Origin of the sequence: Shewanella putrefaciens, assembly GCF_016406325.1 — a bacterium.
Lineage (GTDB): Bacteria > Pseudomonadota > Gammaproteobacteria > Enterobacterales > Shewanellaceae > Shewanella > Shewanella putrefaciens.
The window spans coordinates 2311374-2334349 of the sequence record NZ_CP066370.1; the positions used below are offsets into that span (position 1 = coordinate 2311374).

Below are 22976 nucleotides of genomic sequence, written 5' to 3' on the forward strand. Positions count from 1 at the left end.
CTACGCTGGCTCTCGTGTAAAAGAATGACTATATATCTAGTAGTGCTTTTTTAATAAAGAGGAATAACAATGAAGTTCAGTCATAAGATTGTCGCCGCATCCTCTGCGTTACTTTTAGTGACAGTAACGCTACTCACAATAAAACAATACTACTCCATCCAGAAGGAAATGCAGGCACAAGTCGAAGCCAGTGTCACTGAAATCGTTGATGGTGTAAGAAACACTGTTTCATCGGAAATAGAAGCACGTAAACAACTGGCAGCTTATACCACTAGCTTGATAGAGCAAGATCTCACCCCAGCCCACATCAGTAGCGTTATTACGCGTCCCACGGTCAAAAATGCATTTTTGCTTATCGGTTTCGGATACGAAAAGGATGGCACTAATATTAATAATAATCCGAGTTGGGATCCCGGCGCTGGATGGGATCCAAGGGCGAGACCTTGGTATAAAGATGCAAAACAAGCCGATAAATTGATCATCACAGCACCCTATCCTGACTCTGCCTCCGGTGAAATTCTTGTCTCTATCGCAACCCCCGTAAAAGAGAGCGGTCAATTTATTGGGGCAATTTTTTATGATGTTAGCCTTGTTGGATTAGCAACATTAGTCAATGAGGTGAAACTATTCAACGCTGGATATGTGTTTATTGTTGCACAGGATGGAACGACAATCGCCCACCCAGAAGAAAAGCGAAATGGTACTCCAATGGCTGACTATCTGCCTAACATCAAAGTGATGGAACAACCTCAAAAAGTGAGTATTGATGGTAAAAACTTCACCTTAGATTTCTCTAAAGTGGCAGGAGAAAACTGGTATGTCGGCGTTATCTTAGATGAAGATATTGCCTATGCCGCCGTAACCGATTTACGCAATAGCTCTATTCTCTATACAGTTATCGCTTTGCTTATCAGTATTACTGTACTTCTCCTACTCATCACAACTTTGATGCGCCCATTGCAAACCTTGAATGATGCGATTCAAGATGTCGCTTCTGGAGAAGGTGATTTAACCCAACGTTTGAATACAAAAACCGATACTGAGTTTTCATCTTTAGCCATTAGTTTCAATACCTTCACTGCTAATCTTCAACAACTCATTATTGAATCTAAATCGATTGGTCGACTCATCCATCAGAGTTCAGAAATGACATCGGTAGAGTTACAACAATCAACTGATGCAATGAACTCGCAGCTACATGAACTCGAACAACTTGCCACCGCAATGCATGAAATGGCAACGACCTCAACAGATGTCGCACGCAATGCTCAGGGTGCAGCCTCTGCAGCCAAAGAAGCAGACGACGCCACCAGTGCAGGAACTCGCGTCGTTAGCGATACAACGAAGGCGATTAATGCCTTATCCTCCGAAATCGATATGGCAGTATCTGAAGTCAAAATCTTAGGATCTGCGACAGATAATATTGCGACTATCTTAAAAGTCATTAACGATATCGCAGATCAAACCAATTTGTTGGCCTTAAATGCGGCAATTGAAGCTGCAAGGGCGGGAGATTCAGGGCGTGGCTTTGCCGTTGTAGCCGATGAAGTCAGAACTCTCGCGCAAAAAACACAGCAATCGACAACACAAATCCGCAATATGATAGAACAACTTCAGCAAGGAGCCCGAGCCGTGGCAGAAGTGATGCACCAAAGTAAGGAAACCGCAAAAGATGCCGTTACCCGCGCCCAAGATGCTAACACTGCACTCGATAAGATCCGTGAAGCCATATTACAAATCACAGACATGAACCTACAAATTGCTTCTGCGGCTGAAGAACAAAGTCTCGTTGCCGAAGAAATAAACAGTAATACAATTAGGATCAAAGATTTATCTGTCCAAGTTTCAGACACGGCCATTCGTGCTAACTCGGCGATGTATACACAAACGCAACATATCAAAGAACAAGACGCAATCCTGAATAAATTTATCGTCTAAGTCATCCCCTTTAGGAAAGGGGATATCCTACTTGTGACATCCAGCGCACAATGCCACAATGCGTGCAAAATCAAAGTTTGCACGCATTGCGTGCCCTACACTGGAGCAAGATTTTGACTCTCTTTGGTATTAAAAATTGTGACACTGTGCGAAAAGCACGTAAATGGATTGAAAATCATCAGCTTACTGTTTGCTTTCATGATTTTAGAGAAGATGGTTTAACCCAAGAAGATCTGACGTTCTGGTGCGATACCGCTGGATGGGAAACGGTATTTAACAAACGCAGTACTAGCTTTCGTGCGCTAAATGAAACCGATAAAGCCGATATCGATAGAGACAAAGCCATTCAATTAATGTTAATCCACCCTACGCTTATCAAACGTCCCATATTAGTTATTGGCGAGCAAGTACTGGTTGGCTTTAATGAAGCAAACTATAAGAAGGCCTTTTCCCTATGATGACAGCCGAACATTTTCCGGTCACCGAACTTGCTAAAGACCTGATTTCACGCCCTTCAGTCACTCCACTCGATGAAGGCTGTCAAACATTAATGGCAGAAAGACTGAGCGCTATCGGTTTTAATATCGAACCCATGATATTTGAAGACACCACCAATATGTGGGCACGCCGTGGCAACCAAGGCCCAGTTTTTTGTTTTGCAGGTCACACCGATGTGGTACCCACTGGGGATATAAGCCGCTGGCATACACCACCATTTGAACCCACCATTATCGATGGTTATCTGTATGGCCGTGGCGCCGCGGATATGAAAGGTTCCCTCGCTGCCATGATCGTGGCGACCGAACGTTTTGTGACAAAACATCCTGATCATCAAGGCTCTATCGCCTTTTTAATTACCAGTGACGAAGAAGGTCCATTTATTAATGGCACCACTCGGGTGATAGACACCCTAGAAGCGCGCAATGAAAAAATCACTTGGGCACTGGTGGGCGAACCTTCATCAACCCTCAAGTTAGGCGATGTCGTCAAAAATGGTCGTCGTGGCAGTCTCACCGGCAATTTAACCATCAAAGGGATTCAAGGCCATGTGGCTTACCCTCATCTTGCTGATAATCCTATCCATAAAGCGGCCCCTTTCTTAGCGGAGCTAAGCCAAATGCATTGGGATAACGGCAACGAATTCTTCCCCCCCACCAGCATGCAAATCGCCAATATTCACGGTGGTACAGGCGCATCGAACGTGATCCCCGGCGCCTTAGAGGTGATGTTTAACTTCCGTTACTCGACAGAAGTGACTGCCGAGATCCTTATCGAGCGGGTAGAAGCCTTATTAAAAGCCCATGAACTTGATTATGATATAAGCTGGATATTCAATGGATTACCATTTTTGACTGGCGAGGGTCCCCTACTCGATGCCACGCGGTACGCTATTCACCAAGTGACGGGTTATGACACCTCACCACAAACCACTGGTGGCACGTCCGATGGTCGTTTTATTGCCCCTACGGGCGCTAAAGTTTTAGAGTTAGGTCCAGTAAATGCGACCATTCATAAAGTGAATGAATGTGTAAAAGTGGATGATCTTGAACAACTCGCGCTGTGTTATGAAGTGATTTTGGAACAGCTACTGTGTTAAACACATCGACAATATCTCCTGCAACTGCGCGGCTTTATGGCTTAGAGCCTAATGCGCTCGTTGAAATAACCAGCCCATACCATAAGCAAGAAACACGGTTTAAGTTGGAAGCCAAGACCGCCCTTGCCTTCGAAGCTATGGCAGCCAAAGCGGCACTCGAGGGCATTCACTTAGCTATCTGCTCTGCCTATCGTCCCTTTGATCGCCAATTGGCCATATGGAATACCAAAGCCAGTGGTAAACGAGTTGTTTTAGATGCTTGTGAGCAACCCATTGATATTGAAGGATTGAGTGATGATCAATTGATCGACTTGATTTTACTCTGGTCAGCACTCCCCGGTGCATCGCGTCATCATTGGGGGACAGATATTGATGTATTCGATGCCAATCAAATTGATGTTAAAGCACTTAGGCTTATTGAGGCTGAGTATATTGAGGGAGGCCCCTGCGCCAAACTGCATAGTTGGCTAAAAGAGAATGCCCGTGATTTTGGTTTTTATTTTCCCTTTCAGCGCGGACAAAGTGCGGTCAGTGCCGAACCTTGGCACATCAGTTATTTTCCCGTTTCACAGCTATTATTACCCCAATTTGATACCCATGAACTGGCAATATTGTTAAAAAACAGTGATATGTTATTAAAAGATGCCGTACTCACCCGCTTAAACACCTTAGTGGATGAATATGTACGACGTATCGCAAAACCTGAATAACGGTGTCAGCTTTATCCTATTGCTGGTGTATTAATTGATATTAAGTAGGTTTTTATGGATTTATCTTTATACCGTCAAACTAAGATGATTTCAGGTCGTCAACTGAGTTATCTCGATATCGGTACTGGGCCAGTCTTGCTCCTAGGACACAGTTATCTCTGGGATAGCGCTATGTGGGCGCCGCAAATTATGGCATTAAGTTCCCATTACCGCTGCATAGCACCAGACCTGTGGGGACATGGACAATCTGACACACTGCCAGACAACTGCAACAACTTACTTGATATTGCCGATCACATGCTTATGCTGATGGATACCCTTGCCATTGATAATTTTAGTGTTATAGGGCTTTCAGTTGGCGCAATGTGGGGCGCAGAGCTTGTCCTAAAAGCGCCAACTCGAGTTAACAGCTTAGTCATGCTCGACAGTTTTATTGGGTTTGAACCAGAAATTACCCGTGCAAAATACGATAATATGTTGGATTTGATAGAAAATGCCGGTGTCATTCCCCCTGCCCTTATCAGCGCCATTTCCCCCCTCTTTTTTGCAAACAATGCCATAAACAATCATCCAGAGCTGGTGACGGGTTTTGAACAATATTTAGCCTCAATACCCCCAGAAAATATTCCGGCAATAGTACAGCTTGGGCGTATGATTTTTGGCCGCCGAGATACTATGGATTTTGCGGAACAATTTACACTGCCTTGTTTGATCATGGTCGGTGTTGAAGATAAAGCCCGCAGTGTATTAGAAAGCTACCTGATGCACGATGCCATTGATGGCAGTGAACTGGTACATATCCCTCATGCTGGCCATATCTCAACTCTAGAGCAAGCCGATTTTATTAACCAACAGCTTAACCAATTTCTCAAACGTCTTACCAAAGATGCCTCATAACAACACATTGGATAGACCAGCCGTCATAAAATTACTGGTATACTCTTGCAGAAAATTCGCTTATGCGTGATTTAGAGCATTAAAGATAAGTTAATGCGTTAATAAAACAATAGGTTAAAATGAAACTACTCAAACCTTTATTTGATAATAACCGCCGTTGGGCAGGACGCATACGCCAAGAAAATCCCGATTTCTTTGAACAATTGGCAAAACAGCAAAATCCTGAATACCTGTGGATTGGCTGCTCAGATAGCCGTGTACCTTCTAATCAAATCATCGATTTAATGCCCGGCGAAGTGTTTGTGCACCGTAATATTGCCAACATGGTCATCCACACGGATCTCAACTGTTTATCTGTGCTGCAATACGCCGTCGATGTACTGAAGGTAAAGCATATTATGGTAGTAGGCCACTATGGTTGCGGTGGTGTACGCGCAGCGATGAGTCAACAGCGACTCGGCCTTATCGATAACTGGCTCGGGCATCTACGGGATATTTACCGTATCTACCAAGAAGAATTACTGCAAATGGATGAGGCCAAACGCTTCGATCGTCTGTGCGAACTCAACGTGATTGAGCAAGTCGCCAATGTTACCAGTTCAACCATAGTGCAAGAGGCATGGGACCGTGGCCAAGAAGTCGCCGTTCACGGTTGGATTTATGGCATAGATAACGGCTTACTCACAGATTTAGATGTCACTGTCGATCGAACTCAAGGTTTAGCCAATCCTCGCTAAGCAAATAAAAGTGGTCGATATTAACGTACAGCTTGCCTTATTTAGGATTAAAGTTCCAAGTAAGGCAAGCAGTTACAACATAGCCAGAAGCGATAGCTTAAAGAGAAAAGTCTTCGGCAGTATGTTGACCGCCCTATTCCACCGCATTTAAACTCTAGCCCATACTTAAGGTCTCTGCCGCGAGCCCTTTTATCTGTCTACAGCACATAACCTTGATAAGTAGGATATTTTGATGAACGTGATTCTGTTAATCCCAGCGCGTTACGGCTCTAGCCGCTTCCCAGGCAAGCCATTGGCACCGATTAACGGTAAGCCAATGATCCAGCACGTGTATGAACGTGCATCGTTAGCAAAAGGTCTCACGAATATTTATGTTGCTACCGATGACGAACGTATCAAAGCGACCGTTGAAGGATTTGGTGGCAAAGTGGTGATGACCAGCCCAGATGCCGCATCGGGAACTGATCGTATCAATGAAGCGATCAAACTGCTGGGATTGAAAGATGATGATTTAGTGATCAACGTACAGGGCGATCAACCCCTGATTGATCCCACGGCTATCGAGCAACTGATCAACCTATTCGAACGTCAACCGGGTGAGTTTGAAATGGCAACCCTAGGCTATGAAATCGTCAACAAAGCCGACATTGATGACCCAATGCAAGTAAAGATGGTCTTTGATAACAACTACTATGCCTTGTATTTCTCCCGCTCGCGTATTCCCTTTGGCCGCGATACCCAAGATTATCCTGTTTTTAAGCATTTAGGGATTTACGCTTATACAAGCAAATTTGTACAAACCTTCGCCGCGCTGCCATTAGGCCGCCTTGAAGATCTAGAGAAACTCGAGCAATTACGCGCTTTAGAACATGGTCATAAGATCAAAATTGCCATCAGCGCCTCTAATTCTCTTGAAGTCGATAGACCAGAAGATATCCACAAATGTGAGCAGCGTTTAGCGGCAGGTTAATCCCGAAAACAGATATACCAAACGAGGAGCTGTATATGTCGACCTTAGAAGTCTGGATCATTATTATTTTGGTCATCGGTGTTATCGCCAGCAATCTGGCAGCACTAAAATACAGTGCTAAGTTTAAGCTACCGCAATTTGGTCAGCATGATAAAGATAAGCAGCTAAAGACGGGTACAAGCGCTTCTGCTGCGGATCCTAACAAAGCGCCTACCGAAGCAGATAATGAAAAACCATTACAGCAAACATCGCTGAAAGAGACTGTCTCAGAACCCAGCAAAACAGACAACAAAGAGTAACCTAGGCTCAAGTTAGGTTACTTTATGGGAATTCAAAGGCGCTAAATGCGCCTTTTTGTCAAATAAACGGCCAAAGACCAACCCAATAAACCTATTTCGACAAAACAACGAACTTAAATGCTCTTTCTTGCCGAAGTCCGGCTCAATGGCCGCTCCTCGAGATGCGCCACTAAAAAGACTAAAAAATTAAACAGAAATTTTATTCTAAGATTATGATTTTTATCGGGCTGTGCCGCGACTAACTTCTTTAAGGATTTAATTCTAGAATAGGCATTTTCAACTAAATAGTCGTTTTCTTTCCCGATATACGTGGCAAAACCAGTAAATTCACCAATAAATTGCTGCGTCACTTTACGGCGATTTAGCCCCGTCAGTGCAGTGCCCTCTTTGAGTTTGGCCTCGAAGACACTGTACTCCAAACCATTGGCAATCGCGTTTTGCGACAAACCACTACTCAAGGCATCGGCAAGAAAACCTAAATTCGCTTTTAGCTCGAAGGCTATCGCTTGTTTATTGGCACTCGATTGTTGCCAACGGCTGCGTTCTTTATCGAAAATATCGTATAGCTCTTTCCAAATAGTCATGCGCTTTGCCTACCTTGCACGAAATGGATCCCTGTTGTTTAAATCACTAGCCGCTGAAAGTTATCATAAATTTAAGCGTTTCTGCATAAATCTATTTCAAAAAATAATTTACGCTAAAAATACAAATCTGAAGTAAAAAATAGCCCGAACAAGTCGGGCCATCTCTCAATTGGTTTTCACCTTAATAGTCGTACACTCATTAAACTGTGCCAGTTTGCTTTAGTTTATTTTTTTGTGCGGCGAGTTTACGTAGCGCTTCTTTCTTCTCTCGACGCGCTTCAATCACTTGATTTACGTCGCTACCGATATGCGCTTCGTTTCTTGCCTTGGCGAGATTAACTTGACGTTCACGCTCGACAAAACGCTTGCGCTGCTCATCAGAAATTTTATCGACACAATGAGGACAACTGACACCCTGCACATAGGCAGGACTGCGTTTTTCGGCTTCAGTGATCGGCATACGGCAAGCATTGCATTGATCGTACTGGCCTTTCTTCAACTCATGGTTAACGGCAACACGATTATCAAACACAAAGCACTCGCCTTCCCATAGGCTTTCTTCTTGTTTGACTTCCTCCAAGTATTTAAGAATACCGCCTTCAAGATGATACACCTCCTCAAAACCTTGCTCCTTCAAATAGGCCGTTGACTTTTCGCAACGAATGCCACCTGTACAAAACATCGCCACCTTTTTATGTTTGACAGGATCAAGGTTCTGCTTTACGTATTCTGGGAATTCTCTAAAGGTTTCAGTGACAGGGTTAATGGCATTTTTGAAGGTTCCGATCTGTACCTCATAATCATTACGAGTATCGACTAAAATCACATCAGGATCAGAAATCAGCGCATTCCAATCCTTAGGTTTAACGTAAGTGCCAACCACTTTTAGTGGATCAATCCCTTCCACACCCATAGTCACAATTTCGTTTTTCAGTTTAACTTTAGTGCGGTAAAACGGCATTTCATCGTCGAATGATAACTTGTAAACAATATTGTCTAGACCATTTTGATTATTGAGCCACGCTAATAAGGCTTCGATAGCCTCTTGGTTGCCAGCAACCGTGCCATTGATCCCTTCACTTGCGAGTAGCAGCGTACCTTTGACCTCAGACTGTTCCATCATGGCGAGCAAAGGTGCTCGGATAGATTCAAAATGCGGCAACGACACAAACTTATATAACGCACACACAACAACTTTAGTCATAACACCCTCTTTGCTGGCTGGAACTTAATTTCCAGTGCATGAACTTAAAATAAACGATGAATTTGCGACAGATCGCAAAATAGCGCGAAATTTTACCTGAGTCACAATCAAATAAACACAGACAAAAACAAAGGTCATTAAATAGGGCGGCGTTAGGCTGGGAAAATGATTTATACGTCAATATAAAAAATGTGATCTAGAATGCTAGCTAAAAACAAACAATCTTGTTAGGAATGAATGTAACTCAATAACTTTTAAGAAATTTTTTATTTTACCTTGTAGCAATCGGTAAAATATTCAAGTAAGGTAAAGCACACTTAAGCAACGATACCTATTCAAGTCATTAACACGTGGTAAGACATCTTAATCCCTTTTACAGGTACGAGTTACAAGGATAAGTCAGTTGGAAGATATGGATATTAATATTATGGTTATGCTAGTGGGTCTGCTCGTATTACATTTTTTATTTGCGTTTAAAGCCTTTAAAAGTCAGGTTCATATCAGTACTAATAAAAAATGTTTTTGGTGTTTATTAAGCCTGCTATTTGGCCCTTTAGGCTACTATAGCTACCATGGTTTTATCCCCTTAGATGCCATTCTCAAAGAGTAAGTAAAAAATAGCGCAGTACATGACTACGCTATTCATCTTTGCTGCACCACAAGGTAATGCTCAGCTTACAAGTGACTATGTAATAACACTGAGTCATCAGGAAGCTTTTGTATAACAGGTGCTTGCCCTTCAGCCAATGCCTGTTTATAACTTTGATTCATCTTAAGCGCTAAGTATAAATCTGGTCGAACTAAAATCCCGCCTTCACCTGTTTGCATGCCCGTCAGTTCAAACCACCCAAGCATCTGACGTTTACGCCCGGCCAATACTAAGCGCACACCTCGTTTTTTCAGTAACTGATGTAAATCCGCCAGCATGGCCATGACACTCAGATCAAGGTGTGTAAAACAAGGCACTGCATCAATAATGATGCAATCTACGGGCTCGGGTTCACGAACAAACTTCTCGAGTAAACGGCGCTTAAAATAAGTCGCGTTAAAGTAAGTCAGTGGTGAGTTAAAACGGTAAATAAATACGCCAGGCACTGGTTTCGCTTTTCCCGAGTCATCAATACTCCGAATGACCCCTTTTTCATCTAATCCAAGCACTTGATCTGTCGGACGCATCACGGTTGCTAAAAACTGGAATAGTCCCAGTAATACCGCCAAAGTAATCCCAGGAATAACACCAATAAATAAGACTGAAAATAGCGTAATACAAGCAAGTAAAAAAGCTGAGCGATCTCTGACCCGTAAATTCCATAATGCTTTTAAATCGATAAGTGAAATTGAGGCAATGACTAAAACAACCCCAAGGGCGGAACTTGGAATATATTTCAGCGGTGCGGTAAAAAACAATGCTACTAAGGCGATTAATACCGCAGCAATAATCGAGACAAGCTGACTCTTTCCGCCATTGGCATCATTGACTGCAGTGCGAGAATCTGCGCCGCTCACGGCAAAACCTTGGGATAATGCTGACGCAATATTGGCAATGCCAAGTGCTCTAAATTCTTTATCTGCATCAATATCATAACCATTTTTTGCAGCAAAACTTCGCGCTGTGAGCATCATACTGACAAAGCTCACCATGGCTAAGTTAAGTGCTGGTACTACCAATTCACGGGCAATGCCAAGATTAAACACTGGGGCATAAAACGAGGGTAATCCTGCGGCCACCTCTCCCACTACATTGATATCAAAGGAGGTCAGATTAAATACCCAAACTAAAAATGCGGCCATAGCCATTGCGCACATTGAGGCAGGCCAAAGGGGGCGAAAACGCTTGATCAGCGCATAGGTCGCCAATGTCACAATCCCCATCAGTAGGGTCGGCCAATGGGTTTTAGATAAGTAGGAGGGCGCCCCAGTAAGCCGCTCAATCAAGTAACGCTCATCGAAGGTAAATCCAAATATTTTGGAGAACTGCCCCACAATAATAGTAATGGCTACCCCGTTAAGGAGTCCCATCAAGATGGGTTTAGAAAGGAAGTCTGCTAATACACCGAGTCTAAACCGACTCGCGATAAGACACCAAAAGCCGGTCATCGCGGTCATCGTCATGACTAGCTGCCAATGCTTCATGCTATCACCAGCAGCAAGTGGGGTGACAACCGCGGCAATCACCGCACAGGTAGCAGCATCAGGACCGACAATTAATTGCCTTGACGTGCCAAACAATGCATACACTAGCATAGGTAAAACACAGGAATATAAACCGACAGCGGCATTTACCCCTGTAAGTTGGGCATAGGCAATCGCCACTGGCAACGCCACTGCTGCAACGGATAATCCAGCGCGTACATCATCCCTAAGCCACTGCTTCTCATATTGCAATAACTGCGCTAACCCGGGCATAAAGGATACTAAACTGGGAAACTTCACGTGGTTAACCTCCATATACACCCCCAAGATACGCACATCCTTGGAGGCAAGAATATCAAGACATGCCTAAATTGTTAGCGAAAGGCCTATGTCACAAAAAATTCATCAATATTAGGTTGGTTATGACATAAAGCCAATCGTTACGCGAGTTTGTTTTCCAGAATATTTATGGATTTAAGGGTTCTGAAATTTAAGCTAACGTAAAATCATCGGTAAAGACACCAGAAGTAAACTACCCATAAACCAATTGAAGTGTCGCTTACGTTTAGCGGTATTGAGTTTTTTACTGATCGCTGCGCCCATCAATACCCAAGTAAATGATGCTGGAAATCCCACTAAGTTAAACACTAATACGCCGAGAAAAGCACTTAACCAAAAGCCCTCCCCACTTAATGTAAAAGCACTACAAAGGGTAATTGTCGACATCCAAGATTTAGGGTTAATCCATTGAAACAATGCAGCTTCTATTAGCGTCATTGGTTTTCGCCCATCATCTAGATAAGTTTCTTGCACTGGTAAAGTCACTAATCTGTAAGCTAAATACAACAAGTAAGCTAAAGCGAAGTATTTCAGCACTTGATGCAATAGGGGGACTGTTGCAAACAAAGCACCAAGACCAAGCAATACCGATAGATGCAAAGAGGTCGAGCCTAAGCGGATCCCCGCAATATGTGGCACAGTCCGTAATACGCCAAAATGCGCACCTGAGCTAGCCAATAGAATATTATTCGGGCCGGGTGTCATTGTCATCGTGGCACAAAATAGCGCCGCCGAAGTCATTAAACTCCATAATTGTGTGTCGTAAAAAAATGCAATATTCATAATTACCCATAATTGTATGCATACATTGTTTGACATAAAAATATTCAACAAATAATATACGGTGAATATTAGAGATCAATGGATTTATTGTTATGGGTACAATTTGGATGCCAGACCTAAGTGCTTTTTCAGGTCCAAAATACCAACGCTTAGTCAGTGCAATTGAACAAGATATTTTAAATGAGCAACTGCCCCATGGCCGTAAACTCCCACCACAGAGGCGTTTAGCCGATGCACTAGGTGTCACGATAGGGACAGTTACGCGTGCCTATGCCCTTGCTGAGCAGCGGGGATATGTTGAAGCCCGCATTGGCGATGGCACCTATGTCAGCGGTTCCCCATCTCCAGTAGCAGAATTAACGAATGTGCCACTCAATATGGCAACCTGCCAACAACCTCTCACCGATCAAACGAGTACATTAAGCGACTGCCTTAGCCAACTCGCGAAAGATCCCAGAAAATTGAGTCAATTGATGGGTTATAGAGCAAGCCCGTTAGATCAACACCAACAAGTGTTCCATCAATGGTTATCCCAACGAGGCATAGAACAAAAGCCTGAACAATTGATCTTTAGTCACGGGGGGCAACAGGCCATTTTTGCCTGCCTGAGTGCATTTTTATCTAAGGGTGATGTGCTACTGCACGAACAATACAGTTATCCCGGTGTACGCATTTGCGCTAAACAATTGGGTATTACCAGCATCGGAGTCCCACTGACGGATGAAGGGGTTGATCTCGCTCGATTTGAAGCATTAGTGCAGTTGCATAATCCTAAACTGGTTTATTTGACCTTGAATAACCAAAATCCAACCTGTATCCAATACAGTCATGAGCAAAGGTTAAAATTACTTGAACTTTCTGAATTATATGAATTTTATATTATTGAGGATGATGTCAATTATTGTTTGCCAGAGGAATGGCATATACCGCTATGGCAATTAGCACAGCAAAAAGCCGTTCCTCGAGTGATCTATATTTCCAGCCTTTCGAAACTTTTTTCTGGCGGTTTAAGGCAAGGTTTTATCTTAGTACCGGAAGCACTCATCGCCCCAGTTCGCTTGGCTATTCACAGCCAATGCTGGATGGTATCACCGCTCAATGTGGAAATAGCCTGCCAAATCATCAAAAAAGGAAACATCACAGCAGCCCGGGATGCCATAGTACGCCAACGCCAAAGCCAATGTATTGCTATGGGTGAACGCTTAGGTTTAAAACAGCGCTGGCGCGGCTTAAATGGCTGGTTGCAATTACCCGAGGATATTAAAGCACATCACTTAGTCACGGCTTTAGCAGCCAAAGGCGTACTCATTCGTAACGGTGATGATTTTAATTGCCACGATAATTTTATCCGCTTAAGTCTTGGTGGCGCGGACAATGATGCGCAATTCAATCTCGCCGTTGAATGCATAGAAGCGACCATACATTCCTTGGTGCAAAATGCCTACTCTGTGGTTTGACTCAAAACAGCCATGAATTTTGTTCACGCAAAATGCAAGATAAACTGAAAATCGCGCTAATCTGTTAAAAATAACGCCAGCAGCATTACTGCTGTTGGCGTTAATCTGGATGGGTATACTAAACCGTTATTTTACATTCAACTGATAAACACTGGTGCTGCCGCTAACCTCGTTGCCAATAATCAACAAAGGTTTGCTGTTAGGACTCTTATCAGCACTCACAAACTTCATCCCTTCTGGGCCTAAATCCCCCGCCAGAGTCGCATCACCTTTAACCACTCCAGTTTCAGTATTAATCGTAAAGTCAGCGTCAAAATCACGATTGACGACATAATCAATAAAATGCACATCGAAAGGATTCGTCACGTCATAAATCATAAAACCCGAAGTTCGCTCCAAACCAATAAAGGCATAAAGACGCTGGCCAATTTGACCTAAGGCCAAGGCTTCTGGCTCCGGGCCTTTATCATCACTGCGGCTATCACCTTTATTTTCTTCGTTGTTATTATTGAATTTATTACCTAATAGTGCTGCGGTAATACGTTCAAAATCACTGCCACTGTCAAACACTTGTTGACCATCGGCAGTCCAAATCGAGAATGAACGAGCACCAAAACTAACAATCCTATCGTAATCGCCATCTTTATCATCATCCCCCATGCTTGTCGTTACCTTAAGACGTGCTAATTGGGTTTTATCCTTAGCGGCTGCAAATTGGGGATGATTGGCATCGAGTATTAAATCCCCTGCTCGGGCTTCTTCCGAAAAAGCACTGTAGTCACGGGAGTCACCTTCATTAGCTGTGACAATAAAGTCTGTGTTATTCCAGCGGTACGTCGCAAGAGTGTCGGGTTGATACATGCCGTAAACGCCGGTGTAGCTTTGCAAGTTCACTCGGTCATCTTTATCACTCGCATCAATTTTATTCACTTCAAGCCCATAATCCTTCAGACCTAAGGGTAAAATTTTTGCAACTTTGGCATTGACGATATCAATGACAGCAATGGCATTGTTCTCTTGTAAGCTGACAAATGCACGACGGTTATCTTGGCTTATGGCGATATATTCAGGTTCTAAATCCTGTGCCACACTGGCCATTGGGCCATTAATTTTGATGTCCGCAGTGATCTCACTATGACGTGTACCACCTTGATTAAAATCACTAAAGCCTATGATGGTAGCCGTTGCTGCAGGTTTACCCTCTGTAATAGCAATAAGCGCAATGCTGCCTTCAGGATCTAAGGTATAGGATGAATTGGGTTCGCCTTCATTGGCGACTACTACCATTTTGCCATCATGGGTAAATACCACATTATCCGGCAAGGCACCAACTTCAACGGCACTGATAAACTGTGGAGTATCTGCACCGTTAAGCTGATAAAAGGCTACAAAACCATTAGCTTGCGTTTTATTACCCGCAGCATCCCCACGTTCAATTGCCGCAGCAAGCAAGTTACCCGAAATGCTAACGCTATTGACGCTCCCCATAAAGGTTTGCCCCACATCTTTAGCAACATCGAGTTCTGCTAGTTTATCGAGATTATTCAATGCCAAGGGTTCAGTGGCTGCTGATGAGGTCGCTAATAAACTACCATCAATAATATCGACTTTACCGCTGATCGCATTAACGACAAAAATACGATTTGAAGCACCATGGTATTCAACAATCTCGGCGGCACTTAATCCATAAATGCCCGTCTGATGCCGACCAATCAACTCTGCAGTTAATCCTACTACTTGAGGCTGACACACAAACTGTATTTGTGTGGGGTCTACTTCACTTTCATCTAATACCCCATTGCGATTAACATCTAATCCGGTCTCTATACGCTGACCTCCCGCGGGACAATTAGCATCCCCAACATTCAATGCAGTCACGTTAACAAGTGAACTCAGTCCATTGTCGCCTTTATCACCCGTAGCACCGTCATCACCACTGCAAGCACAAAGCAATAAGCTACCCATAACAGCCGCTGTAAGAGGGAATGTTCTTATTTTCATCGTTATATTATTTCCTGTCAGAATGGGGTAAAGAGAAACTAAAGCCCATTAAACTAAAGAAGGAAAAAGTCGCAGGAATGACAATATGGTGACACTTAGGTGACAAGATAAAACCTAGATACAACAGTTGGTTAAAAATTGAAAAAGTATATTCACCGTTCAAGGCATATCATTTATTCAGTTCTCCTTTCGTTACACTTTAATACGAAAAAGAAGAGAAAGAAGCGACGCCAATGATTGGTTTATTTGCCTGACCGCTTTACTATGTTATTGCTTAGCTTCTTCGAGCCTTGTGTGCCAGTGAACGAGACAAGCCATTCGCGTTAATCCCCATATACATAACAATCAATATTGTATTGAGCTAAATATTGATGATAGATATGGTTGACCAAGGAATAGGCTTCTTACCATTTAACAGCAAGTGTTAATCACAGAAGTGAGTTTTTATTTCTTTCGCCACCCGAGGTTACAGTGGATCCACAATTACAACCTAGTAGCACAGCCACTAATATCAGACGCATACCCAATTTAGGCCTGCTTATTCCCATGCTAGCCGCCATAGTGGCAATTACCCCTCTGGCTATCGACATGTATTTACCCGCAATGTCGACCTTGGCACTGAGTTTCCATACCGACATCACTACAGTGCAACAATCACTGAGCATCTATTTAGCAGGTTATGCACTCGGCATGTTGTGTTTTGGCCCATTAGCCGATCGCATCGGTCGAAGACCTATGGTCATTATGGGGCTGAGCGGATTTATGCTGACAAGTTTTCTGATTGGCTTTGCAGCACAAGTCGAAATATTTTTAGGGCTGCGTTTCTTGCAAGCTTTTATTGGTGCTGCGGCAACAGTCGTTGTTCCTGGGTACATTAAAGAAGTGTATGGGGACAATACGGCAAAAGGCATGTCCTACGTCAGCTTAATTATGATGCTAGCCCCCTTATTAGCCCCCAGTATCGGTAGCTTAATTTTAGAGTTAGGCGAATGGCATTTAATTTTCTTCATTCAATCTGCCTATGCAGCGCTGTTGCTATTGATGGTGATAATACTGCTGAAAATGCCAAGCGATAAAGATCAAGATACCCGTAGTCAAAAATCCTTCTTAGGTGCATATGCCACTGTATTTTCCCGTGCTGGCGTTAAACTGAATATTGCCAGTGGTGTATTAACCTCCTTTGCCTTCTTCTGTTACCTCACAGCATCTCCCTTTATTTATATGGAAGTATTTGATTTAGATAAATCTTTTTTTGCTATTTTATTTAGTATTAATGTTGGCGCTTTGATGCTGGCCAATATCCTTAATACCCGAGTAGTAGGTCGTTATGGCTCCTTAAGAATGTTACACGTTTCAACTTTCTTTGGTGCCTTGGCCGGTGTCGGACTATTAGCAGTAAACCTACTAGAACTTAGTTACCACTTTACTGTGATGATGCTCATTCCTCTCATGGGGTGCTTAGGGATAATGTCGGTGAATGCCGATGCCATAGTGCTCATGAAATTTAAACAAGAGACCGGAACTGCTACTGCAGTTATTGGTACCTTAAGGTTTGGTTGTGGTGCTCTTGCAGGCCCTCTGCTTGCTGTATTTTATAATGGTACTGCCGTCCCCTTCTCGGCATTAATGTTAGCAGCAGTGGTACTCGTGGGGATTTGTCAGTGGAATGGACCTAAGCATAAAGCAGGCTAGCAATCAAAACGCAATATCAGCTTTCATTAATATTGCTTATCTTTGATGAAAAACGATGTCCTGACATCGTTTTTTTATTTTACATCGTTTACTTCATTGATATTTAGCGTTTTTATAAAAATATCATCACAAAAACCTAGCCTCACAGACTTATTTACTGCGCTTAGAAAGTTGAAAATGTTTCAAGTTGGTTATTTTTTAGATAAAACGCTTGAAATGTCATTTTTTTTGAATATGATGAAATTCTGTTCATTGCAACAGTTGCTGCATCCAAGAGGATGAGTCACTTGCCCTACTAGAGCAAGTTCAGCAGTTTGGAGTCTGAATTACCCTTCAGGCTTAACTTTAGAGCGATTACCGTCGCTGTAACAAAATACTGTTTACCGTAACGGTACTATGCAATAGGAGTTCCACATGGAGATGTTATCCGGCGCCAGCATGATAGTGCGATCCTTAATAGACGAAGGTGTAAAGCACGTATTTGGTTATCCTGGCGGTTCAGTTTTAGATATCTACGATGCCCTACACGTTATCCCCGGTATAGAACACATTCTGGTTCGTCACGAACAAGCCGCCGTGCATATGGCCGATGGTTATGCACGTGCAACGGGTAAAGTGGGCGTGGTACTTGTCACCTCAGGTCCTGGCGCCACGAATGCAATTACTGGTATTGCTACTGCCTATATGGATTCAATTCCGCTGGTGGTATTGTCCGGCCAAGTACCGAGTAACCTGATTGGCAATGATGCCTTCCAAGAATGCGATATGATCGGTATTTCGCGCCCGGTAGTAAAACACAGCTTTTTAGTCCAAGATCCAAAACAAATCCCTGAAATTATTAAGAAAGCGTTTTATATTGCTTCAACAGGACGCCCTGGCCCTGTCGTTGTCGATTTACCAAAAGATTGTTTAAACCCTGCGTTGCTGCACGAATACCTCTATCCCGAAAGCGTAAAAATGCGATCCTATAATCCAACGACTTCAGGCCATAAAGGTCAAATACGCCGAGGCCTACAAGCGCTACTGACGGCTAAAAAGCCAGTGCTATATGTGGGTGGTGGTGCCATTATCTCTGGTTGCGACAAGCAAATTTTGCAACTTGCTGAAAAACTGAATATCCCAGTGATTAGTACACTTATGGGACTTGGCGCCTTTCCTAGCACCCATAAAAATAGCTTAGGTATGCTAGGTATGCATGGCCGTTACGAAGCTAATATGACCATGCATCATTGCGACTTAATCTTCGGCATAGGTGTCCGTTTCGACGATAGAACCACTAACAATGTTGAAAAATATTGCCCAAATGCGACCATTCTGCATATAGATATCGACCCTTCATCCATATCCAAAACCGTGCGCGTGGATATTCCCATTGTAGGCTCTGCCGATAGCGTGCTTGACAGTATGTTAACGCTGTTAGACGAATCGAATGAACGCAATGATAACGATGCTATCGCAACATGGTGGAATGATATCGAGCAATGGCGTAGCCGTAATAGTCTCGCCTATGACAAAAATACTGATCGTATTAAGCCGCAGCAAGTCATTGAAACTTTATATAAATTGACTCATGGGGATGCCTATGTCGCCTCTGATGTGGGTCAGCATCAAATGTTTGCAGCACTATACTACCCCTTCGATAAACCCCGCCGCTGGATCAACTCTGGTGGCTTGGGCACTATGGGATTTGGTTTGCCGGCTGCGATGGGAGTTAAGTTAGCTATGCCAGATGAAACCGTAGTCTGTGTCACGGGTGATGGCTCAATCCAGATGAATATTCAAGAGTTATCAACCGCATTGCAATACGATACTCCTGTCAAAATTATCAATTTAAACAATCGCTTTCTTGGGATGGTTAAACAATGGCAGGACATGATTTACTCTGGTCGTCATTCTCATTCTTATATGGATTCAGTGCCTAATTTTGCCAAAATTGCCGAAGCTTATGGACATGTGGGTATGACTATCAGCGATCCTGCCGAGCTTGAATCAAAAATGGCAGAGGCCTTAGCGATGAAAGACAGATTAGTCTTTATTGATATCATGGTGGATGAAACTGAGCATGTTTACCCTATGCTTATCCGCGGCGGGGCAATGAATGAGATGTGGCTAAGCAAAACGGAGAAATGCTAATGCGTCGAATTATATCTGTTTTATTAGAAAACCAATCCGGTGCCCTGTCTCGAGTAGTGGGCTTATTTTCACAACGCGGCTATAACATTGAAAGTTTAACCGTGGCACCCACCGATGATATTACACTGTCGCGTTTAACTGTCACCGTCGTTGCCGATGAAAAGATCCTTGAGCAAATCGAAAAACAACTGCATAAGTTGATTGATGTACTTAAAGTATCGAATATCACGGAGTCAGCCTATATTGAGCGTGAACTTGCCTTAGTGAAAGTGCGAGCTCAGGGTGAGTTCAGGGAAGAAATCAAGCGGACTGCCGATATTTTTCGTGGCCAGATTGTCGATGTCACCGCGAACCTTTATACCATCCAGCTAGTGGGTACGACTGACAAACTCGATGCTTTTATCCATGCGATGGGCGAAGTTACAAAAGTGGTTGAAGTCTCGCGCTCAGGCGTTGTCGGCCTTTCCCGTGGTGAAAAAGCCATGAAAGCCTAAGGCTCAGAAAATATAAAACAAAGGGGAGCATTTGCTCCCCTTCTCTTTTAGGCTAGCATCGCAAAGACCATTATTGCTGGTTATCTAATAAACGCGATGATGTGATTTCAATTTTGCGTGGTTTTAATGCTTCAGGGATTTCACGCACTAAGTCGATATTCAATAACCCATTTTCTAAACTGGCACCCAGTACAGTGACATAATCGGCCAATTGGAAAGTACGCTCAAATCCGCGTTCAGCAATACCTTGGTACAGATATTTACGCTCGGTTTGGCTTTCAGCCTTATTGCCTTTTACCAGTAACTTTTCACCTTCGCTACTGATCTCAAGCTCTTCCATTGAGAATCCCGCGACAGCCATAGTGATGCGGTAACGGTTTTCACCTAATAATTCAATGTTATATGGAGGATAACCTGAGTTACCATTATTAGCTGCGGCATGTTCGGCCAGTTGTGCTAAACGATCAAAACCAATGGCACTACGGTAAAGTGGAGTTAAATCATAAGTACGCATATTCATATCCTTGTCTTAAGCAATATGGGAAATTAGCGGACAACCTTCACAAACAAACGTGATATGTCTCGCCGAACTTAACTTCTGTCCTTGCGGCACAGAAACAATCACGGATCCTCATCGAGCGATCCTGCAATAGATATAAGGATAGGAAAGCCGATTTCAAGGGAAAAATTTAAAAAAATTTTCCAATAAAAAAGGAGCCATCAGGCTCCCTTCTTCGGTCTTGCACTCAGATTAACGAGTACGTGGACACAGTTCTTCAGCACTGAAGAAGTAAGCAATTTCACGAGCAGCAGATTCAACAGCGTCTGAACCGTGTGCAGCGTTTTCGTCGATGCTTTCAGCGAAATCAGCACGGATAGTACCAGGAGCAGCTTGAGCTGGGTTAGTTGCACCTAAAATTTCACGGTGAGCTAAAACAGCGTTTTCGCCTTCTAATACTTGGACCATAATTGGGCCAGAAGTCATAAATGCAACCAGAGCACCAAAGAAACCGCGTTCGCTATGCTCTGCATAGAAACCTTCAGCTTGTTCTTTAGTCAGGTGTAACATTTTAGCTGCAACGATCTTAAGACCTGCAGTTTCAAAACGATTGTAGATAGCACCGATGTGGTTTTTTGCAACAGCATCTGGTTTGATAATAGAAAATGTGCGTTCGATCGCCATAATAACGAGCTTCCTTTGTCAGCAAGTTTGAAAAAATTCGCGCGGATTATACGAAATTTAAAAGCCAAATCCTATCTTTATAGCCAATTAGCCTGAGATATTGCGCACAGTAGCTTTATTCGTAAACAGTTTGACCATACAAAATGCCCCACTAGGATCAAAAATCCGAGTGGGGCCAATCAATTATGAATATGGGATTATTTTCGATTTTTAGCCCAAATCCCCGCCCATGCAATCAAAGCCACAAGGATAATTGCAGGGGCAAGATCTAATAGGTGATGGAATAGACCAACACCGCCATGCCCTGGATGAGCCCAAGCCATTGAAGGAACGAGTATAGATAACAAAACAAGCAAAAGTTTCATGTGAACATCCTTGCAGTTGCGATACCAAAGTTAAGCCAGCAAAATGTCTTAACCAATGTATAACAAGATACGGTATTCATCCAGAATGAACTTGATTGCGATCAAACTCCCACAAAATATTCTCTATGCCACCACTAAAACGTGAGACAAATCACCTTAGCCAATATTAATAAAGACAGTATGACTCACATTAATGGTGTTATCTGTGCTTTTAACTACCCAAAAATCAGTTATTTCTCTTCAATCCAACATTGCTGAATGGCTTCAAGAATACGTTCATTACAATGTTTAGGCTCATCATCAAAGTCATCTAAGGCTAAGATCCATTCATACAACTCAGTAAAATGTAATTTGTGAGGGTCAACATCTGAGTGTTTTTCGAGTAACTCTAATGCAATATCTAAGGAATCTGTCCATTTTAAGCTCATCTCTTTCTCCTTATTCATTTATAGGGAAGCGAAAAAACTGATAGCCTTAATGCGACGCAACCTACACTATTTAACCTTGCGCCTGAGTCACCTTTTTCACTTTAGTCACATTTTTTTCAACAAATTCAATAATCGCACCTGCCACATCTTTAGTGGTGGCACCTTCAATCCCTTCAAGCCCAGGGGAGGAATTCACTTCCATTATGACGGGGCCATGATTCGAGCGTAGCAAATCAACACCTGCCACATTCAGTCCCATAGTCTTAGCTGCACGAATAGCAACGGAGCGCTCTTCAGGCGTAAGTTTAACTAAACTTGCGGTACCACCACGGTGCAAGTTAGAGCGGAACTCACCTGGCATAGCTTGACGCTTCATGGCGGCAATCACTTTATCACCAAGCACAAAACAACGAATATCCGCGCCATTTGCTTCTTTAATATATTCTTGCACCATGATATTGGCTTTAAGGCCCATAAAGGCTTCGATGACACTCTCGGCAGCTTTACGGGTTTCTGCTAAGACCACGCCAATTCCTTGTGTGCCTTCAAGTAATTTGATAACAAGAGGCGCACCACCCACCATATCAATTAAGTCAGGAATATCACTGGGTTTATTAGCAAACCCTGTAATTGGTAACCCAATTCCACGACGTGACATCAACTGCATTGAACGTAATTTGTCACGTGAACGGGAGATGCCAACGGAATCATTCAAAGCATAGACCCCCATCATCTCAAACTGACGCAGCACCGCCGAACCATAAAAGGTGATCGATGCGCCAATACGGGGGATCACTGCATCAAACGTAGGAAGTTCTCTCCCACCAATATGAATACTCGATTGCCGCATGTTGATATTCATATAACATTCAAGGGGATTAATTACGTGTACTTCATGACCACGTAGTTGAGCCGCTTCAACGAGTCGCTTAGTTGAATATAGCTCAGGCCCTTGCGATAGGATCGCGATTCTCATTCTGGTCTCCGGCAACCATTTAATTTTGAGCGCATAATACGCCTGCTAAAGGATAA

The 22976-nt window shown here is 43.2% G+C and carries 23 protein-coding genes; 13 read left to right on the forward strand and 10 right to left on the reverse strand.

Annotated features, from left to right (window positions below):
* Positions 1–69 precede the first annotated feature (69 nt).
* The 8 genes from JEZ96_RS10315 (at position 70) to JEZ96_RS10350 (ending at position 7148) form a co-directional block, all read left to right on the forward strand.
* Entirely contained in the window at positions 70–1938 is a 1869-nt protein-coding gene (locus JEZ96_RS10315) for a methyl-accepting chemotaxis protein (RefSeq protein WP_011919378.1), read from the forward strand.
* A 50-nt stretch (positions 1939–1988) separates the two neighbouring features.
* The gene (locus JEZ96_RS10320) at positions 1989–2396 is read left to right on the forward strand and encodes an arsenate reductase (protein ID WP_011789216.1); all 408 of its coding nucleotides are present in this window, start codon (positions 1989–1991) and stop codon (positions 2394–2396) included.
* Positions 2396–3535, forward strand: a complete 1140-nt coding sequence (gene dapE / locus JEZ96_RS10325; RefSeq protein WP_011919380.1) for a succinyl-diaminopimelate desuccinylase — start codon at positions 2396–2398, stop codon at positions 3533–3535. The genes JEZ96_RS10320 and dapE overlap by 1 nt, the downstream gene beginning before the upstream one ends.
* Positions 3529–4245, forward strand: a complete 717-nt coding sequence (locus JEZ96_RS10330; protein WP_061783297.1) for a M15 family metallopeptidase — start codon at positions 3529–3531, stop codon at positions 4243–4245. Before dapE ends, JEZ96_RS10330 begins: the two co-directional genes overlap by 7 nt.
* Before the next feature lie 54 nt (positions 4246–4299).
* Positions 4300–5142, forward strand: a complete 843-nt coding sequence (locus JEZ96_RS10335; RefSeq protein ID WP_025007711.1) for an alpha/beta fold hydrolase — start codon at positions 4300–4302, stop codon at positions 5140–5142.
* Positions 5143–5261: 119 nt separating this feature from the next.
* Positions 5262–5879, forward strand: a complete 618-nt coding sequence (gene can, locus JEZ96_RS10340) for a carbonate dehydratase (protein WP_011789212.1) — start codon at positions 5262–5264, stop codon at positions 5877–5879.
* A gap of 232 nt (positions 5880–6111) precedes the next feature.
* Complete coding sequence (kdsB, locus tag JEZ96_RS10345; RefSeq protein ID WP_011789211.1) at positions 6112–6849, forward strand: 8-amino-3,8-dideoxy-manno-octulosonate cytidylyltransferase KdsB; 738 nt, start codon at positions 6112–6114, stop codon at positions 6847–6849.
* Between the two features lie 35 nt (positions 6850–6884).
* Complete coding sequence (locus JEZ96_RS10350; protein WP_011789210.1) at positions 6885–7148, forward strand: DUF2897 family protein; 264 nt, start codon at positions 6885–6887, stop codon at positions 7146–7148.
* Positions 7149–7261: 113 nt separating this feature from the next.
* On the opposite strand, the gene JEZ96_RS10355 is transcribed toward JEZ96_RS10350, so the two are convergent.
* Complete coding sequence (locus JEZ96_RS10355) at positions 7262–7732, reverse strand: hypothetical protein (protein WP_011919384.1); 471 nt, start codon at positions 7730–7732, stop codon at positions 7262–7264.
* Positions 7733–7931: 199 nt separating this feature from the next.
* Positions 7932–8936, reverse strand: a complete 1005-nt coding sequence (gene trhO, locus JEZ96_RS10360) for an oxygen-dependent tRNA uridine(34) hydroxylase TrhO (protein ID WP_025007712.1) — start codon at positions 8934–8936, stop codon at positions 7932–7934.
* 412 nt (positions 8937–9348) lie between these two features.
* Here trhO and JEZ96_RS10365 point away from each other — a divergent pair, with 412 nt between their 5' ends.
* On the forward strand, positions 9349–9546 hold the full coding sequence (locus JEZ96_RS10365; protein ID WP_041408380.1) for a hypothetical protein: 198 nt from the start codon (positions 9349–9351) through the stop codon (positions 9544–9546).
* A gap of 65 nt (positions 9547–9611) precedes the next feature.
* Here JEZ96_RS10365 and JEZ96_RS10370 read toward each other — a convergent pair whose 3' ends face one another.
* Together JEZ96_RS10370 and JEZ96_RS10375 are read right to left on the reverse strand one after the other, a co-directional pair.
* Positions 9612–11369 carry a SulP family inorganic anion transporter gene (locus JEZ96_RS10370; RefSeq protein ID WP_041412333.1) on the reverse strand — a complete coding sequence of 586 codons (1758 nt, stop codon included), beginning with the start codon at positions 11367–11369 and terminating at the stop codon, positions 9612–9614.
* Positions 11370–11564: 195 nt separating this feature from the next.
* The gene (locus tag JEZ96_RS10375) at positions 11565–12191 is read right to left on the reverse strand and encodes a LysE family translocator (protein ID WP_011789205.1); all 627 of its coding nucleotides are present in this window, start codon (positions 12189–12191) and stop codon (positions 11565–11567) included.
* A 92-nt stretch (positions 12192–12283) separates the two neighbouring features.
* Between JEZ96_RS10375 and JEZ96_RS10380 the strand changes: the two genes are divergently transcribed.
* Positions 12284–13648: an aminotransferase-like domain-containing protein gene (locus JEZ96_RS10380; RefSeq protein ID WP_025007713.1), complete on the forward strand. Its 1365-nt coding sequence runs from the start codon at positions 12284–12286 to the stop codon at positions 13646–13648.
* A 126-nt stretch (positions 13649–13774) separates the two neighbouring features.
* Here JEZ96_RS10380 and JEZ96_RS10385 read toward each other — a convergent pair whose 3' ends face one another.
* Entirely contained in the window at positions 13775–15649 is a 1875-nt protein-coding gene (locus tag JEZ96_RS10385; protein ID WP_025007714.1) for a choice-of-anchor I family protein, read from the reverse strand.
* Between the two features lie 471 nt (positions 15650–16120).
* Here JEZ96_RS10385 and JEZ96_RS10390 point away from each other — a divergent pair, with 471 nt between their 5' ends.
* From JEZ96_RS10390 to ilvN, 3 genes are all read left to right on the forward strand, one after another.
* Complete coding sequence (locus JEZ96_RS10390; protein WP_128090077.1) at positions 16121–17341, forward strand: multidrug effflux MFS transporter; 1221 nt, start codon at positions 16121–16123, stop codon at positions 17339–17341.
* Positions 17342–17755: 414 nt separating this feature from the next.
* Positions 17756–19474, forward strand: a complete 1719-nt coding sequence (locus tag JEZ96_RS10395) for an acetolactate synthase 3 large subunit (protein WP_011919388.1) — start codon at positions 17756–17758, stop codon at positions 19472–19474.
* Positions 19474–19968 carry an acetolactate synthase small subunit gene (gene ilvN, locus JEZ96_RS10400; protein WP_011789199.1) on the forward strand — a complete coding sequence of 165 codons (495 nt, stop codon included), beginning with the start codon at positions 19474–19476 and terminating at the stop codon, positions 19966–19968. Before JEZ96_RS10395 ends, ilvN begins: the two co-directional genes overlap by 1 nt.
* Before the next feature lie 70 nt (positions 19969–20038).
* On the opposite strand, the gene JEZ96_RS10405 is transcribed toward ilvN, so the two are convergent.
* The 5 genes from JEZ96_RS10405 to rimK all read right to left on the reverse strand — a co-directional run bounded on the left by JEZ96_RS10405 (position 20039) and on the right by rimK (position 22920).
* Entirely contained in the window at positions 20039–20482 is a 444-nt protein-coding gene (locus JEZ96_RS10405) for an Hsp20 family protein (RefSeq protein ID WP_011789198.1), read from the reverse strand.
* Between the two features lie 237 nt (positions 20483–20719).
* Positions 20720–21151 (reverse strand): nucleoside-diphosphate kinase, encoded by a 432-nt coding sequence (ndk, locus tag JEZ96_RS10410; RefSeq protein WP_011789197.1) that lies wholly within the window; start codon positions 21149–21151, stop codon positions 20720–20722.
* 197 nt (positions 21152–21348) lie between these two features.
* On the reverse strand, positions 21349–21516 hold the full coding sequence (locus JEZ96_RS10415; RefSeq protein ID WP_014610490.1) for a hypothetical protein: 168 nt from the start codon (positions 21514–21516) through the stop codon (positions 21349–21351).
* Positions 21517–21746: 230 nt separating this feature from the next.
* Positions 21747–21944 carry a Fe-S cluster assembly protein IscX gene (gene iscX / locus JEZ96_RS10420; RefSeq protein ID WP_011789196.1) on the reverse strand — a complete coding sequence of 66 codons (198 nt, stop codon included), beginning with the start codon at positions 21942–21944 and terminating at the stop codon, positions 21747–21749.
* A 70-nt stretch (positions 21945–22014) separates the two neighbouring features.
* Positions 22015–22920, reverse strand: a complete 906-nt coding sequence (gene rimK, locus JEZ96_RS10425; protein WP_011789195.1) for a 30S ribosomal protein S6--L-glutamate ligase — start codon at positions 22918–22920, stop codon at positions 22015–22017.
* Positions 22921–22976 lie beyond the last annotated feature (56 nt).